The organism is Hyphomonas oceanitis SCH89, from assembly GCF_000685295.1.
Classification (GTDB): Bacteria; Pseudomonadota; Alphaproteobacteria; order Caulobacterales; family Hyphomonadaceae; genus Hyphomonas; species Hyphomonas oceanitis.
Genome location: NZ_ARYL01000021.1, coordinates 46,064 through 60,389, shown reverse-complemented (window position 1 = coordinate 60,389; position 14,326 = coordinate 46,064). Strand labels below are relative to the sequence as shown.

Below are 14,326 nucleotides of genomic sequence, written 5' to 3'. Positions count from 1 at the left end.
CTAGACAGGCATCCGCAGAAGTTCCTGGTATGCCTCGACAACCTTGTCCCGAATGGTGACAGCTGCATCCAGCATCAGCTCGGCATTGGCCAGGGCAGCCACCATCGCGTGCGGGTCGGCGCCCGCAACAGCGGTCTGCATGGTGGACTGTTCCGCCTGCTGCATCGCCGTTCGGAAATCGGAAATGCCTTCTGCGACAGGGTTCTTGGCCGCATCGGCCTTGCCGGCAGACTGCGCGCCATCGGCGGGCCGGGTTGTGTTGAGCGCTGTATAGGCGTTGAAACTGACTGTAGACATGGGTGTCGATCGCCTCCCTAGCGACGCAGGATATCGAGCAGCGAGGAATACATGGAACGCGCCTGCTGGAACGCGTTCAAGTTGGCTTCATAGGTTCGGTTGGCTTCGCGCATGTCAGCCATTTCCATGACCAGCGATACATTCGACATGGTGACGTAACCGTCCTGGTCAGCCATCGGGTGGGAGGGCTGGTAGTCGCGCTCGCCGGGCGTCTCATCGAGAATTTCCTTCATCGCCGCAAACGAGTCTGCGCCGCCGATCTGGGGCTGCATGGCGAGAAGTTTTTTCTGGTATCCGGGCGTGTCGACGTTGGAGATGTTCTCGGCCGCGACCGTGATACGGCGCGATTCGAGACCCATGCCGGCGACGGCTTGTTGCATGACTGCCTTGAGGGGATTCATGTCTGTTCCTCCTTACTCATCTCTTGCCGATAGCGGTGCGAAGCAGGTCGAGCGATTTGGTATAGACCGTCAGGGCCATCTGGTGCTGGCCCATGGCGTCGGCTGAATTGAACAATTCCTGCTCGAGGCTGACCGTATTCCCATTGGGCGCGGCGGGCGTGTCAGCGGCCTCTGTGCGGAAGCTTCCGTTCAGGCCACCGGATTCGGTGCCCATGCGGACACGATCAAGAAAGGTGTCGAAGGATTCAATCTGAGCGGCCTTGTATCCCGGCTGGTCGGCATGCGCGATATTGGTCGCGCTCACCTTCTGGCTCTCCGCCGCATGGCGGGCCATGGCGCTCAGGATCTGGAACATGGGAAGTTCTGAAATCATGACCTGCCCCTTTTGGTTAACCCCATCACAAGATTTGGTAATCTATATTAAGGAAACCGTTAATTTAGGATGAAGGTTCTGAGCGCTCCCCATGCAGGTTTCCCCCACCTCACTTCATCTCTATCGTCTATGGGGCACCGTCACCGATGTGGCACCCGGTATGATAAAAGTTGCCGGCGTAAGCGAACTCGCCGGGGTCGGAAATGAAATTGTCATAGAAAAACCGGGCTTTAGTGTTCTCGGAGAGATCCTCAACGTCTCCGGAGATAGTGTCACGGCCCTGCTCTTTTCGCCTTGCGATGCCATCCGCATCGGGGATGCCGTGCAGATCGAGCAGGAAGCCAGGGTCAATCCGGGCGACCATTGGCTCGGACAGATCATTAACTATCGCGGAGACATTACAGGACAGGGCGAATCGCTCTCCCACGGCCCTTCCATAGGACGGCGGCTGCATGCAGCCGCCCTGCCCGCCCATGAACGGCGCGGCATAGGTCGTCGCCTGGATTCAGGCTGGATGGTGACCGACACGATGCTGCCGATCTGCCGCGGGCAGCGGCTTGGCCTGTTTGCCGGCTCAGGCGTGGGCAAGTCCACATTTCTGGGGTCACTCGCGGGCGGCATGGAGGCGGATGTCGTGGTGATCGCGCTGATCGGCGAACGCAGCCGTGAAGTGAACGAGTTTGTCCGCAATATCTTGCCGGCCGCGATCATGTCGAAGACGGTCGTGGTGGCGGCAACGGCGAGCGAACCGCCCGGCGCCAAGAAGCGCGCGGCCTATTGCGCCATGGCCGCTGCCGAGCATTTCCGCGATCAGGGACGCAATGTGCTGTTCCTGTTCGATTCCATCACACGGTTCGCGGAAGCGCATCGCGAAACCGCCCTGCTCGCCGGCGAGACACCAGCGCTCAACGCCTTTCCGCCATCGACTGTGCGGGTGATCGCCGAACTGGCCGAGCGGACTGGTCCCGGTACGGACGGCAAGGGCGACATTACGGCGATCTATTCAGTGCTCGTTGCGGGATCCGACATGGAAGAGCCTGTCGCAGACATGATCCGCGGCATTCTGGATGGGCATATCATCCTCTCGCGCGAGATTGCCGAGCGCGGCCGCTATCCGGCCATCGACATCTTGCGCAGCGTGTCGCGCAGCCTGCCGCATGCGGCGACCGATGATGAGAATATACTGATCCGCGACGCCCGCAGAATGTTGGCCTTGTATGAGGAAGTATCGCCGATGTTGCGGGCGAACCTTTACGAGCCCGGCAAGGATGCTGAAGCGGACCGCGCGATCGGATTATTTCAGGCGCTTGATGGCTATGCCGCCACACGCAGCACCGCCGGGATCAGCGATGCATTTGCGCAATTGCGCAACATCCTTTCAGTGGAAACTCAAGCGGCCCCGGTACAGGCCGTGCCATCCTGATCAGAGCAGGCTGAGAAACAGGTTCTGGCTGCCCTGGCTGCCGAGACCATTGCCCAATAGCGTCAGGGCTGCGGCAGCAGGCGAGTAGTTTGATATGCCCTCGTTGATCGATTGCATGACATGGAATCTCTGGATCGCCTTGTCGATGATTTCCGGCGAGGAAAGCTCCGACACATCTCTGATACCGAACGTGCTCTGGAGCCGCTCCTTGAAGATGTCAGCCTGGCGCTCGATAGGCAGCTTACGGATATCTGAAGGAAGATTCATCGCACCTTCAAGCAAGGTGCGCACGGGCACGTTGGCCAACATGCGATAGATCTTGGCCGATTCACTCGAGCTGGAGCCGACGATGCTGCCGATTTCAGACTTGTAGTTGAGGCTGATGCGCATGTTATCATCGACCTCGCCGACCGCAGCCTCAAACGCAGCTGACTCGTACTGCGTCGCCATGGCCGAAACCGCCGCTGGCGTCAGGGTGATCTTACCATCCACGGGCTTCATCGCATTTGCGAAGGCGGTGTACTTCGGATTATTCAGCCTGGTAAGGAATGTACTGTCAGGATCAGATACTTCGCTCAGCACCTTATCGATGAAACCGCGCTTCCATTCTTCGCCGCCAAGATCAAAGGCTGTGAGCGAGACACGCAGGAGCCGCGTGTCCTTGAGAAAATCCTCAACAGCGACGGGCTCTGAGAACTTTTCGATCAGATAGTCACGATCCATCTTCACTTGAGGCGAGTCGGTATAGGACTTCAGCTGGCGGTCATAGGTCGCTTCCAGAAACTTCCATCCGCTGTTTCCACTGAGGGGAATGACGGGCTGGAACATAGGTTAAGCGACCTTCGTGTCCGAGGAGGCGGATGAACCGGCGCGCGCCAGCAATTGGCCTTCCAGAATCAGCATCTGGCGCATGTGGCAGAGCGCAGAATAGTAATTTCCACGACTGATCATTGAGCGGAGCATCGGCACCATCTCAGGATCGATCACGCGGAAGACATCGAGCAGTTTTGAGCAGGCATCATCAATTGCGGGCAGCGTATCTGCCTCTTTCAGGTCACCGGTGATCAGCAGCTGTACGGCATAGTAGACCTGCTTGACCGGCGTGTTGACGTCTTCCGGCAACAGGGCGTCGCGGCAGCGCAAAACACGCGCATCGCCATCGGCAATGCGGATGCGCGCCGGCTTGTCGCCATTCTCGAGCACAGCACCGTTAACGATGAAGCGCTCTCCCGGGGCAATTTTCAGGACAAGACCGGACATCAGGCAGCCTCCTCTGTCACTGTCGAGACAGGAATGCCCGAAAGGCCGGCGATGATGCTTTTGTTGATATCGATAAGATCAGCAATTCCGTCGTTTCCGGCCAGCACGCGATTGCTGCATTGGCGAACGAACTGGGAAAGCGAGACAAGGTTGCGCTTGGTTTCTTCGGGAAGTGTGTTGTCCGGATTGACCAGATCTGTTGCGACAATGGTCCAGAGCTGCTGATTGCGATAGAGCGCGTCGGCCCATGCTTCCAGCGGGGGCGTCTCGACTGCCGCAACAGCCTCGAGCGCTTCGGTAATCTGGCGGAAGAGAGATAACTCGATCTCTTTGGGACCGGCGGTACGCTGTTGGACTTCGCCGTAAGCCCTGAATGCCAAATGTTGCAAAGCGCCCTCCTGAACACCTTAGTAATGGGGTGACCCGGGCGCGTCCCACGCCCGGGTCGGATAGTCGTATTAGCGGAACAGCGACAGAAGCTGCTGCGGTGCCGAGTTGGCGATCGAAAGCGCCTGAACACCGAGTTGCTGCTGAACCTGAAGCGCCTGGAGGCGAGCCGAAGCTGCTTCCATGTCGGCATCGGTCAAACCACCGATACCTGTCGTCATTGCGTCGACCAGGTTGTTCACGAACTCGCCCTGGTTCTCGATGCGTTTCTGCGACGAACCGAGAGCCGATGCAGCGTCGATCGACGTTTGCAGAAGGCCTTCGATGGCTGTCAGAGCGGCCGTTGCGCCTGCATCCGTCGTGACATCGATCGTGGCCAGGTTGCCAAGGCCACCCGTCGACGTACCGGCGGTACCGCCCGTTGTCGCTGTCGCTGTGACGGCAAGTGCCGCACCAGAAGCGTTGGCGATCGTGATCGTGCCGTCCGTACGCGAGACAGAGTAGTTCGTCTCACCTGTTGCCGAGAGGTATGTGGAAATCTGGTTGGCCAGATTTGCAGCAACCGAGTCAGCACTGTCCGAAGAACCCGCAACGTATTCAAACGTACGCTGACCAAGTGAGTTATTGGTAGCGGAGTCGTTCAGAAGGATGCGATAGCTGTAGCCATCAGCAACCGACGCGATGTCGATGTCGAGCGTGCCACCAGCAGCAGCCGTTGTTGCCGTGCCAGAGTTGACACCGGAAGCAATGATCGTCTGATCAGCGTTTGCCGTCGTACCGAAAGTAGCGGCAGTGGCAGAGTTGCTCAGCGACAGGTCCTGACGACCGACGCTGATATAGGATGCCGAAACCGTACCGCTCGAAGAGCGATCAAGCGAAGCAAGGAAGTCAACATCAGCCGATGAGCTGCCATCAAGCAGGTTCAGGCCGTTAAACTGGGCACCGGAAACGCTGGTCTGGATGCCTTTGGTCAGTTCATCGATATCAGCCTGGATCTTGTCGCGGTCAACGTTGCTCTGTTGAGCCGAAACGATCAGGTTCTTGATGGACTGAAGGTTTTCGGTGACAGCTTCGGCGGCCGAACGGGCAACGCCAACCGTCGATGAACCGAGGTTCAGCGAGTCGGAAATTGTCTTGAAGCTTTCGACATCGGTCGACATCACGGTCGAGATGGCCCAGATGGCCGCGTTATCCTTGGCGGACGACACTTTCTTGCCGGTCGAGATTTCGTTTTGTACGGACGCAAGATTTTTGTTGATGTTGCGCAGCGTATCGAGCGCAACCATGGCGCTATTATTTGTCAGAATACTGGACACAGTATGTTACCTCAGTTTTTTTCCACGAGCATCTCGTGAATTGATCAAACACGCGTCGTCCTGACAGTGAAAATCACCTAACCATTCTTTGGTCAGTCCAACCACTGATAGGGTCCTTGTGTGTAAATTGGGTTAACCAGTCAGGCCTTTCTGTGGAAGCGTCCGGTAACTTCCGCAAAAGGAACTTTTCCACCATCCCGGCCATAAGAACCCACATAGGCACTTGCGTGGAGGGACTGAAGTCGGTCGATCGCATGCCGGAGCCCGTTACGAACCGCAACGAAGTGCGCAGCATTCTCTTTTGCAGAGATTGCAATAGATTGCAGGATGCTCTGGTGATCATCGATCATGGCGCGCATCTCAGGGTTTGCCAGAGCGGTTTCCAGCGACGTGATGGCATCGAGCTTCTCATCCATAAGGGAAATGGCATCACGGGCGCGGCCAGAGAGGAGCATGTCCTTCTCGATTGCGAGTATGTTCTGCAGGCGCGTTGCCCTATCGCGGATGGAATCTGCCGGCACGTCTATTCACTCCGTTTTGTGGTGGTCAGCTCGGTCTCGACCGATGCCGCAAGCCCCATGGGATGGCTTGCCGCGAGGTCCTTGGCCACAGACTCAACCATGTAGCGCGAAAATGCGGAGGCCGCTTCACCTCCCCCCTGGGAGAAAGCTTTTTCCAGGCCCGCATGCGACAGCATCTCCGCCCAGAGCATTTGCTCGAACTTCTGCCCGATACTCTCCGCTTCAGACATACCCTTCTGGACGGGCGTCCGGTTGATCGGCGTTTGAGACGCGATGCCTCCCAGCTGGATACCTATCGGGTCCGTCATTTAAAATTCCGCATTCAGATTACTGATCAAACTGTGAATAAAATCATTTGAATTATTAACCTACTTTTTACGCGGCTTGGTTTTAATTTGGTTAATGCTAGCCAGAGCGGACCCGCGATGACATTCCTTCTCGAAACGGACTTCACCGTACGTCGGCAAACCGGTCCGGGTGAAACCAATTCGCGCAACCGCGATACAGCCAAGGAGGCTGGCTCCGGCGCAGAATTCGCACGGTCGCTCGCAAGCGCCGAGACTGAAGCGCCTGAGAGTGATGCGCCGAAACAGCTTATAATAGTTTCGCCTGACCGGTCTGGAGCCGCCTCCATTCTCATGGATCAACAGGCCCCCGCAGAAGTGCCGGAGCCGGATGAGACTGCAGGTTTGGAAACGCCTCTCGACGTCAAAAGCGACATTCGCGTTGACGGCATTGCCGCAGAGGGAGACGCGGAGCTGATTTTGGCTGATGGCGACGATGCGGATAAAGCATCGATGGCCACTGATCCACAGCAGGCCGCCGCGATGAGCTCGGCGCCAACGCCCAATCTTGCCCCCTCCCCTGCACCGGTCACGGCTTCACCTCAGGCCGACGGTGAGCTCTCCAAGTCATCCGACAAGGTTGCCACAAATGCCAGTATGGCAGCCTCGCCGCAGGCGACACTGCCTGGCAATCAGCCTCAGCAAGCTGAGGCCTCAGGGCAAACCCCGGAGCCCCTTCAGCCAGTCGCAGCAGACACCGTCCCCGATACGCCGCCCGCCGCGAATATGACCACAGTCGGCGTCGCGCAGGTGGCGGCGACCAAGGTGGCAGACACGCCCGTACCCCGATCAGAGAAAGCTGGAGCAGCACCAGCCGCCGCCCACACGCCCCGAACTGCCGAGGCGACGCCTGACACAAAAGTGAGACACGGCGATAAGCAGCGCGCCGAGGCGCCAGAGATGGAGGTTGATGGTCCCGACGCGGCTGCGCTGTCTGCACTTTCCGCCGAACAGAACAGCGCCACCAAAGCTGTCGCAACTCAAGACAAGGCCGCATCCGTTGACACGGCAGCCATGACGATGACGGCGGCCGCACCTCCACCGGTCGCAACGCAATCGGCTGCGCCGACCGCTCCTCCTGTTATGGCACCAACGAACGCTCTCGTGTCCGCGACCCCTGCAGAAGTTGTCGATATTCTCTCAGACTCGCTGGCGTCGCCCGACGAAAAGAAGAACCACGTACATATTCAGCTCGATCCACCCGAACTCGGACGCGTGTCTCTCGACTTCAAGTTCGACGCCCATGGCCTGCAACACGTAACAATTGTTGGCGAGACGCCAGAAGCCATGCGGCAATTGCGGCTGATGCATTTTGAACTCGTGAATGCGCTCGAGCGTCAGGGCCTGTCGAGCGAGAACATGTCATATCAACAACAACAGACCCCGCAGGACCCAGGCCAGCAAGCTGGCCGCGATCCGAGCCGATCCCAACCGAACACATCCGGTTCGACATCGCCTGCGCTTCCGGAACTGGTTGCACAAAACACCATTCAGTCACGGCCGACATCCATCGCCGGGCTCAATATCAAACTCTGAGGAACAGCCCATGACCACAGTGAACGGGACAACGCCCTACGCATCGAATGTGCCAACGGCACCGACAGCGCAGCCCGAAACGGGCGCGGAGTTCAACAGCTTTCTTCAGCTGCTGACAGCGCAGCTACGCAACCAGGATCCGCTCGCGCCCCTCGATTCCACACAGTTTGTGGAACAGCTTGCCACGTTCTCATCACTTGAGCAGGATGTTAAATCCAACACGAGCCTCGAAACGATCGCCGCGCGCATGGATGAGCTCTATGCCATCGCCGCGAGCCAGTGGATCGGCCAAACCGTTTCGGTTGAGTCCACATGGGAGCCGTTCTCGGGCAACCCCCTGCCCTTCGCCGTCGACATACCTGAGAATGCAGACACAGCAATCCTCTCGGTGAAGGATGAGACCGGCAAGACAGTTTGGACCAAGGAACTGGAAGCGGGAACGGAAACGTTTACCTGGAACGGAGAGAACCAGACAAGTGAAGAGCCGTCCGCTGCAGGCAACTATAAATTCGGCGTCGATATCTATATCAGCGATGAATATGCCGGAACTGTCGCGCCGCGCGTAACGGCAGGCTAGAGCTTAAGCCGCGACGGACTTCCTGAGCGGCTAGAGTTCCTGCTTCGCCATATCAACTATGAGGACATTTTCGATGCCTGTCGGGATGATCTTCTGCAGGTTCATCAAAACCGTCGCGCGGATCGACTCATAGTTATCGATATTGGAAATGGCTTCCAGCGTCTCCCCGTCATTGCTGAGCCCGATCAGCGTCGTCATGATGTTATCGCGTATCTTGGGCTCCATCGAAAAGAGCTTTGATGTGATACTGGAATCGACTTCAAGGTTGATGTTCAGGATGACCAGGCTGTCGACGCGCGCGTCGCGCATGACAGGCACAACAAACTCTCGCGTGAATTTGAAATAATCCACGCCCGATGAGGCTCCGCCGCCATGGGAGTCCTTCTCTTGAGAATCCTTGGCATGCGAATCCTTCTTCTTCTCAGGTGCGCCATGCCCACTTTTGGCTTCTTCGCCATGCGAGGATTTCGCTTCCTTGGCGCCATGATTTGGCGCGTCAGCCGAGGCTCCTCCGCCTGACGTCTTCAGGAAATTGCCACCTATGCCGCCTGCGACGATGCATAGGATGACGATAATGGCGGGAATGATATTCTTCATCATGACACCTAGAACGGCAGAACCTTATCAATCATCCTGGGAACGACTCCGCGTCCCCCCATCCCGGTCGTGTCGCCTCCATTGACATATGAAAGCTGGGCATCCGCAATCTTCTCATAGGACACTGTATTCGTGCGCGTTATATCCTGTGCGCGGATAACACCCGCGACGCTCAGATAACGGACCTCGTTACCGACACGAGTCTGCTGGTAGCCCTGGATCACGAGGTTGCCATTAGGCTCAAGCCCGACGACACGCGCAGCAAGCGTGAAGGCAATCTTTTCCGCGCGATTCACCGCGCCCGCACCGTTGAGATTTGAATTCCGCGTATAGTCTACTGCCGGCGACAGACTGGCCGCACCGGGCAAGGCCCGGTTGACGACTTCAGGCAATCCGAACAGAGCGTCGACGCCGAAGTTTTCGCTGGAGTCCCGACTCCGCGTCAGGGAGCTCTTCAGGCTTGCCTGATCATCCATCTCGACGACGACCGTGAGAAGGTCACCTACCTCCTTGGCGCGGCGCATGCTGAGCAGAGCGTTTGGCGATGTGGCCCAAAGCGACGGATTTGTGCCGTCCGCACTTTGGTCGACAGGGATGTTCCATTGGGTGGCGTATGACATGTCTGGAACCGCAGTGGGGGGCGGCGCACTTGCGCATGCCGTTATCGCAGTTGCCAGAACTGTGGAAGAAATAAGCGTTCTCATTGTGCCAGCACCCATCCACTCTCTTGGACCACGCCCTGGACGAGTTGCCGGGATTCCTGATTCAGAACCGTGACTGTTTCGTTTGCGGCCGCATCTCCCATCGCACGACCTGTCGTCGTGATCTCAAGCGCACCGCTGATATATTTGACGGATACGGTCTGGTTACGCTTCACGACCATCGGCGCGCGCGTATTGTTCGCGGTGATCGGTTGGCCCACATAGACTGTCCTCCGGACTTCACGTCCCATAAGTGGATCGGCACTTTCGACGACATCTCCCTCTTCGGTAACGGCGTTCGCCTGGGAGACCCGGTCACCAGCGCGAATGACTTCGGCGGCAACAAGCGATGAAGAATCGAACACAGTGGCGAGCAAGCCCAGTCCGAGTGCAGCGAGCATGGTCATGACGCTACCTCAACCGTGTTGTGGCCGCGAGCATCTCGTCTGATGCCGTGATGACTTTGGAATTCAGTTCGTATCCGCGCTGGGCTTCGATGAGTTCGGAAATCTCTTTCACCACGTCGACACCTGAATCCTCGATAAAGCCCTGACGGATATAACCAGCACCTTCGGTGCCAGCGACGACCTGGGTGGGGGGGCCCGATGCCTCGGTTTCGCGGAACATGTTGTCGCCGACCGCCTCAAGTCCCTTCTCGTTGACAAAGCGCGTCAAAGAGATCGTGCCAATCGCCTGGCCTGCAGCAGCGTTTGCAAAGTAGGCGACGACTTCACCATCACGGCTGATCGAGAGGCGGGTTGCATCATTGGGTATTGTGATGCCATCGGCGAGTGGATAGCCATCCATGGTCACCAGCTCACCCTCGGCACTGCGGTTCAGCTTGCCATCACGCGTATAAGCGGAGTCGCCGGAGGGAAGTGTGACCTCCAGGAATCCTACACCGTCGATCGCAACATCGAGCTCCCCGCCTGTCTCCTTGAGTGTGCCCTGCGTGATCTCCATGGAGACGGTTGAGGGCCGTACGCCGGTACCGATCTGGATGCCGGCCGGAACGACCGTTCCCACCTGCGAGGTAATCGTGCCAGGCGTGAGATATTGCTGGTACATGAGGTCCGAAAATTCAGCGACACGCGGCCGATAGGCCGAGGTACTCATGTTGGCGATGTTGTTTGAGATAACGTCGACACGCATTTGCTGCGCCGCCATTCCCGTTGCTGCAATCTGTAGGGACTTCATGTCCGTCTCCTCTCGTTAGCCATCATGGCCTAGCGTTCGCGCACTGCTGAAATAAGCTGACCTATGCGCTGGTCTTCGGTTTCTAAAAGGGCCTGCCCGGCCTCATAGGCACGCTGCACTTCGATCATGCGCGAGACCTCAAGGACTGGCGAAACGTTGGATTGCTCGAGCGCACCTTGCACGATGCCAAAATCCTTGGCAGCGGCAAAACCGTCCTTGGCCGAGAAATAGGTATTCGAATCCCGCATAAGCTCGCCGTCCGGAACGACTATCCCGACCTGATCAATCTGCAAGCCATTGGCCGAAATTGTACCGTCTACGGAGATAACCAGATTGGTCGCCTCGGGGGGTATCGTGATCGGGCCACCCCCCGCATTGAGGACGTTACTGCCGTTCATGTCGATTAAATTGCCATTGGCCGCCAGCTGGAACTGACCAGCCCGCGTAAGGCGCGTACCCTGCGGCGTGTCGACCGTGAAGTATCCATCACCTTGCACCGCGAGGTCGAACTGACCACCTGTGACCTTGAGCCCGCCCTGCTCCATTTCGAAGGAGTGGCCTGCAAGGCTACCCATGGACAGGGACGATGTGTCCGATCCGGTGCTCACCATGAATTCGGCGAATATGGCGCGGTCTGTCTTGTAGCCCGTTGTACTCGAGTTCGCGAGGTTGTTGGACACGACCTGCATTTCCTGCATCAGGCCATGCTGGCGTGCGAGCGTGGCATAAATCGCATTGGACATCAGTTACCTCCTCCTACCGGCACCGCAGATCCGCTGGCGCGGTTGAATATGGCTGGCGCCTGAGCGACAGAGACTTTGGTCTGTGTTACAGCGCCTTTGCGTGCGGCTCGTCGCAGTTCTGCAACCAGCGCGACACGACGCTTGTGATCGTCACCAGTCAGCATGCGCGCTGCCGTGTAGACCCATTCCGAAACGATCCAGTCGCCCGTGGTCGCATCATCTTCGATAAGCGCCAGAATGACGTCAGGGGCGATCTCGAGGCGATCTTCATAAACCCTCAAACGCTCCGGCGCATGCGCACGAATTGCGCTGCGCGCAGCGAGCAGGTTGAGCGATGGGTCGCCGATATATTTCGTCGCGAGTGCGAAGACCGTTTCATATTCGCGGCGGCGAAACGCCAGCTCCGCGGTCTCGGCCGCAACGCCTTCTGTCATAGACACGCCGTTAGACAGCTTGCTTGCGAGATCGGCAAAGCCCAGCTGGACAGCTCGTCCCGAGGCAAGGCTGTAAAGCGCATTCCGGTCTGGCTCGTTTGCAAGAAAATCAGGCTCTTCGATCATCGCATCGATTGCCGCCAGATTGCGCACGCTTTCGCTGCTTTCGAGGTCCCGATGAAGGCTTGCCACCAATTGCCGTCTGACCTCTGTCTGGGCTTCCGGGTTCTGTAGGGCAGGCTGGGCCGCAAGCTTCATGAGGGGTTTGTAGCTGGATCGGGCGCTCAATTCTCTCAGCGCATATTGCAAACTGGCGACCAGTTCCTTGTCGCTGCTGATATAGCCAAACTTCTGCATAAGGTCGCCAAGCAACACTTCCTCATAGGCGGGCTCCACCGGTATTCCATGACGCTGCATGGCGGCGAGCGCCGCTTCCTGGAACCGTGGTTTGCGCAGGAAGCCGGACACGGTTTTCTGCGCTTCCGTATTCCCACCATCCATCTGGATCAACGCACGCGCAAACTGCAACTGCGGTGAATCCTGAAAGTCGTTTTCATCGAAGTCAGCGATCAGCTTCTGCGCCAGGCCGCTTTTGCCGCGCTCTTCAAGCTTTGGAATGCTCAGCAATGTAACATCCGAGCGAAGACGTAATGGAAGTTTCCGGAATTCGGACAATGCGCCCTGCAATCGTTCAGCACCCGCCTCACGACCCGAGACAAGTTCCGCAGCCGCCAGCCATATGGCAGTATCCGACTTGCAGGAAACCATTTGGGCGAAGAAACCGACATCCGGTGCGCCGCGGTTTTCCATGAGATCCGCCAGCTTACCGAGAGCCGTGGCTTCAGCGCCAGGTGTCAGCTTGAGCACCATCTGCGCTTCGGAATACAGGCCAAGAACCATATATGTTTTCGCCAACTCATAGCCTGACGAAGCGGGCGTGGCGTTTTCCACATGACGGCCGGCTGTTTCGCGTGCGGTGTAGACCTGCTGGTATTCGGTTACGTCCTTGTAGTCCGTGAAATCGAAGGCATCTCCCGCATCACATGCATCATACACGCGGTCTGGCACCGAGGCACCCGGTGGGCGCTTCTTCACAAGCTGGGCGGGTTGATGATCCGAGCCTTCATCTTCGCCATGCGACTCTACGGAAGCAGGCCCCTTTGGCGTCAGTATACCCTCTCGGATCGCACCTTGAACAAATAGTTCCAGATTGGATGAAAGATCAGATTCCCGGGATGTACGGTCCGGCGTCCCTGTATCCGGCTCAAGCGCAAGGCTCTGGGGAACCAGGCAGAGGCTGAGCATCAGGATGCAGGGAAGGCGCGTCATGCAGCGCGCTTCATGTTTCGAATGGCCTGGTCAACCTCGTCATACGTCGGGCGGACGCGGGATGGCGCATGTCTGCGTGCAACTTCTACGCAGATATTGACCGGGTTGAGATGGAGGTTGGAGACAAGGATCTCACCGATCATAGCGTAGAAGGCATGCTCTTCAACACGGATATCCTTCACTTTTTTCGCGAAGGGACCAACCACGCCATAGGCGAGGAACACGCCGAGGAATGTACCGACAAGTGCGCCGCCGATCATGCCGCCAAGAATTTCAGGGGGCTTGTCGATAGAGGCCATTGTCTTGATCACGCCAAGCACAGCCGCAACAATTCCGAGCGCAGGCAAGGCATCGGCCATGTTCTGCAGCGCATGTGATCCGTGAAGCTTGTCCTCAGCCAACTGATCGAGTTGCTTCTGCATGAGCTCTTCGACCTGATGGACATTGTCAAAGTTCATGATCATCGAGCGAATGGTGTCGCAAACGAGTTCGATGGCCGAATGGTCCTTCAGAATTTTCGGGTACTTCGTGAAGATGCTGGATTCGCCCGGCGCCTCGATGTGGGATTCAACCTCAACCGGGTTCTGCTTCATCAGGTTCAGCAATTCGTGCATCAGACAGAGCAAGTCCTGATAGTCTGTCTTCTTCCACTTTGCGCCGGTAAAAACCGCCGTGACATCACCCATGGTATGTTTGACGGTATTCATATCGTTACCGGCAAAGAATGCACCCAGTGCAGCACCGCCGATCATCATGCCTTCGAATGGCAGCGCATGGGTAATGATGCCCATCTTGCCGCCAGCAAGCAGGTAACCACCGAAGACCATAACGACGGTTATGATCAATCCAAATATCGTATTCACCCCAGAACTCCCTATCCCCGCGCGAAC

At 57.5% G+C, this 14,326-nt stretch carries 19 protein-coding genes; 3 read left to right on the top strand and 16 right to left on the bottom strand.

Annotated elements, in window-relative coordinates; genetic code table 11:
- The 3 genes from fliE to HOC_RS13665 are packed head-to-tail and all read right to left on the bottom strand — an operon-like array spanning position 1 to position 1,071.
- On the bottom strand, positions 1-297 hold the full coding sequence (fliE, locus tag HOC_RS13675; protein ID WP_034740109.1) for a flagellar hook-basal body complex protein FliE: 297 nt from the start codon (positions 295-297) through the stop codon (positions 1-3).
- Positions 298-314: 17 nt separating this feature from the next.
- Positions 315-698, bottom strand: a complete 384-nt coding sequence (locus HOC_RS13670) for a flagellar basal body rod C-terminal domain-containing protein (RefSeq protein ID WP_051624886.1) — start codon at positions 696-698, stop codon at positions 315-317.
- Positions 699-714: 16 nt separating this feature from the next.
- Positions 715-1,071: a FlgB family protein gene (locus HOC_RS13665; RefSeq protein ID WP_035539520.1), complete on the bottom strand. Its 357-nt coding sequence runs from the start codon at positions 1,069-1,071 to the stop codon at positions 715-717.
- A 91-nt stretch (positions 1,072-1,162) separates the two neighbouring features.
- Here HOC_RS13665 and HOC_RS13660 point away from each other — a divergent pair, with 91 nt between their 5' ends.
- Positions 1,163-2,494 carry a FliI/YscN family ATPase gene (locus tag HOC_RS13660; protein ID WP_051624885.1) on the top strand — a complete coding sequence of 444 codons (1,332 nt, stop codon included), beginning with the start codon at positions 1,163-1,165 and terminating at the stop codon, positions 2,492-2,494.
- Here the strand turns inward: HOC_RS13660 and HOC_RS13655 are convergent, their stop codons facing one another.
- The 6 genes from HOC_RS13655 to HOC_RS13630 form a co-directional block, all read right to left on the bottom strand.
- Positions 2,495-3,322 (bottom strand): DUF1217 domain-containing protein, encoded by an 828-nt coding sequence (locus HOC_RS13655; RefSeq protein ID WP_035539519.1) that lies wholly within the window; start codon positions 3,320-3,322, stop codon positions 2,495-2,497. It lies immediately after the preceding gene.
- Between the two features lie 3 nt (positions 3,323-3,325).
- A complete protein-coding gene (locus tag HOC_RS13650) occupies positions 3,326-3,754 on the bottom strand; it encodes a flagellar biosynthesis repressor FlbT (RefSeq protein ID WP_035539517.1) in 429 nt (142 codons plus the stop codon).
- Positions 3,754-4,143 carry a flagellar biosynthesis regulator FlaF gene (gene flaF / locus HOC_RS21345; protein WP_084146330.1) on the bottom strand — a complete coding sequence of 130 codons (390 nt, stop codon included), beginning with the start codon at positions 4,141-4,143 and terminating at the stop codon, positions 3,754-3,756. Before flaF ends, HOC_RS13650 begins: the two co-directional genes overlap by 1 nt.
- Positions 4,144-4,212: 69 nt before the next feature.
- Positions 4,213-5,457 (bottom strand): flagellin, encoded by a 1,245-nt coding sequence (locus HOC_RS13640; protein ID WP_035539516.1) that lies wholly within the window; start codon positions 5,455-5,457, stop codon positions 4,213-4,215.
- Positions 5,458-5,597: 140 nt separating this feature from the next.
- Positions 5,598-5,978, bottom strand: a complete 381-nt coding sequence (locus HOC_RS13635; protein WP_035539515.1) for a hypothetical protein — start codon at positions 5,976-5,978, stop codon at positions 5,598-5,600.
- 2 nt (positions 5,979-5,980) lie between these two features.
- On the bottom strand, positions 5,981-6,286 hold the full coding sequence (locus tag HOC_RS13630) for a hypothetical protein (protein ID WP_035539514.1): 306 nt from the start codon (positions 6,284-6,286) through the stop codon (positions 5,981-5,983).
- Between the two features lie 117 nt (positions 6,287-6,403).
- Here HOC_RS13630 and fliK point away from each other — a divergent pair, with 117 nt between their 5' ends.
- Complete coding sequence (gene fliK / locus HOC_RS13625; RefSeq protein WP_035539512.1) at positions 6,404-7,858, top strand: flagellar hook-length control protein FliK; 1,455 nt, start codon at positions 6,404-6,406, stop codon at positions 7,856-7,858.
- Between the two features lie 10 nt (positions 7,859-7,868).
- Positions 7,869-8,435, top strand: coding sequence for a flagellar hook assembly protein FlgD (locus tag HOC_RS13620; protein ID WP_051624883.1), 567 nt, complete (start codon positions 7,869-7,871; stop codon positions 8,433-8,435).
- Positions 8,436-8,465: 30 nt separating this feature from the next.
- On the opposite strand, the gene HOC_RS13615 is transcribed toward HOC_RS13620, so the two are convergent.
- The 7 genes from HOC_RS13615 to motA all read right to left on the bottom strand — a co-directional run bounded on the left by HOC_RS13615 (position 8,466) and on the right by motA (position 14,299).
- Positions 8,466-9,035, bottom strand: coding sequence for a flagellar basal body-associated FliL family protein (locus HOC_RS13615; RefSeq protein ID WP_035539511.1), 570 nt, complete (start codon positions 9,033-9,035; stop codon positions 8,466-8,468).
- 5 nt (positions 9,036-9,040) lie between these two features.
- The gene (locus HOC_RS13610; RefSeq protein WP_241767026.1) at positions 9,041-9,652 is read right to left on the bottom strand and encodes a flagellar basal body L-ring protein FlgH; all 612 of its coding nucleotides are present in this window, start codon (positions 9,650-9,652) and stop codon (positions 9,041-9,043) included.
- A gap of 80 nt (positions 9,653-9,732) precedes the next feature.
- Complete coding sequence (flgA, locus tag HOC_RS13605; RefSeq protein WP_035539509.1) at positions 9,733-10,140, bottom strand: flagellar basal body P-ring formation chaperone FlgA; 408 nt, start codon at positions 10,138-10,140, stop codon at positions 9,733-9,735.
- A gap of 4 nt (positions 10,141-10,144) precedes the next feature.
- On the bottom strand, positions 10,145-10,930 hold the full coding sequence (gene flgG, locus HOC_RS13600; protein WP_035539508.1) for a flagellar basal-body rod protein FlgG: 786 nt from the start codon (positions 10,928-10,930) through the stop codon (positions 10,145-10,147).
- Positions 10,931-10,959: 29 nt separating this feature from the next.
- Entirely contained in the window at positions 10,960-11,673 is a 714-nt protein-coding gene (locus HOC_RS13595) for a flagellar hook-basal body complex protein (protein WP_035539507.1), read from the bottom strand.
- On the bottom strand, positions 11,673-13,436 hold the full coding sequence (locus HOC_RS13590; protein ID WP_035539506.1) for a hypothetical protein: 1,764 nt from the start codon (positions 13,434-13,436) through the stop codon (positions 11,673-11,675). Before HOC_RS13590 ends, HOC_RS13595 begins: the two co-directional genes overlap by 1 nt.
- The gene (gene motA / locus HOC_RS13585) at positions 13,433-14,299 is read right to left on the bottom strand and encodes a flagellar motor stator protein MotA (RefSeq protein ID WP_035539504.1); all 867 of its coding nucleotides are present in this window, start codon (positions 14,297-14,299) and stop codon (positions 13,433-13,435) included. Before motA ends, HOC_RS13590 begins: the two co-directional genes overlap by 4 nt.
- Positions 14,300-14,326 lie beyond the last annotated feature (27 nt).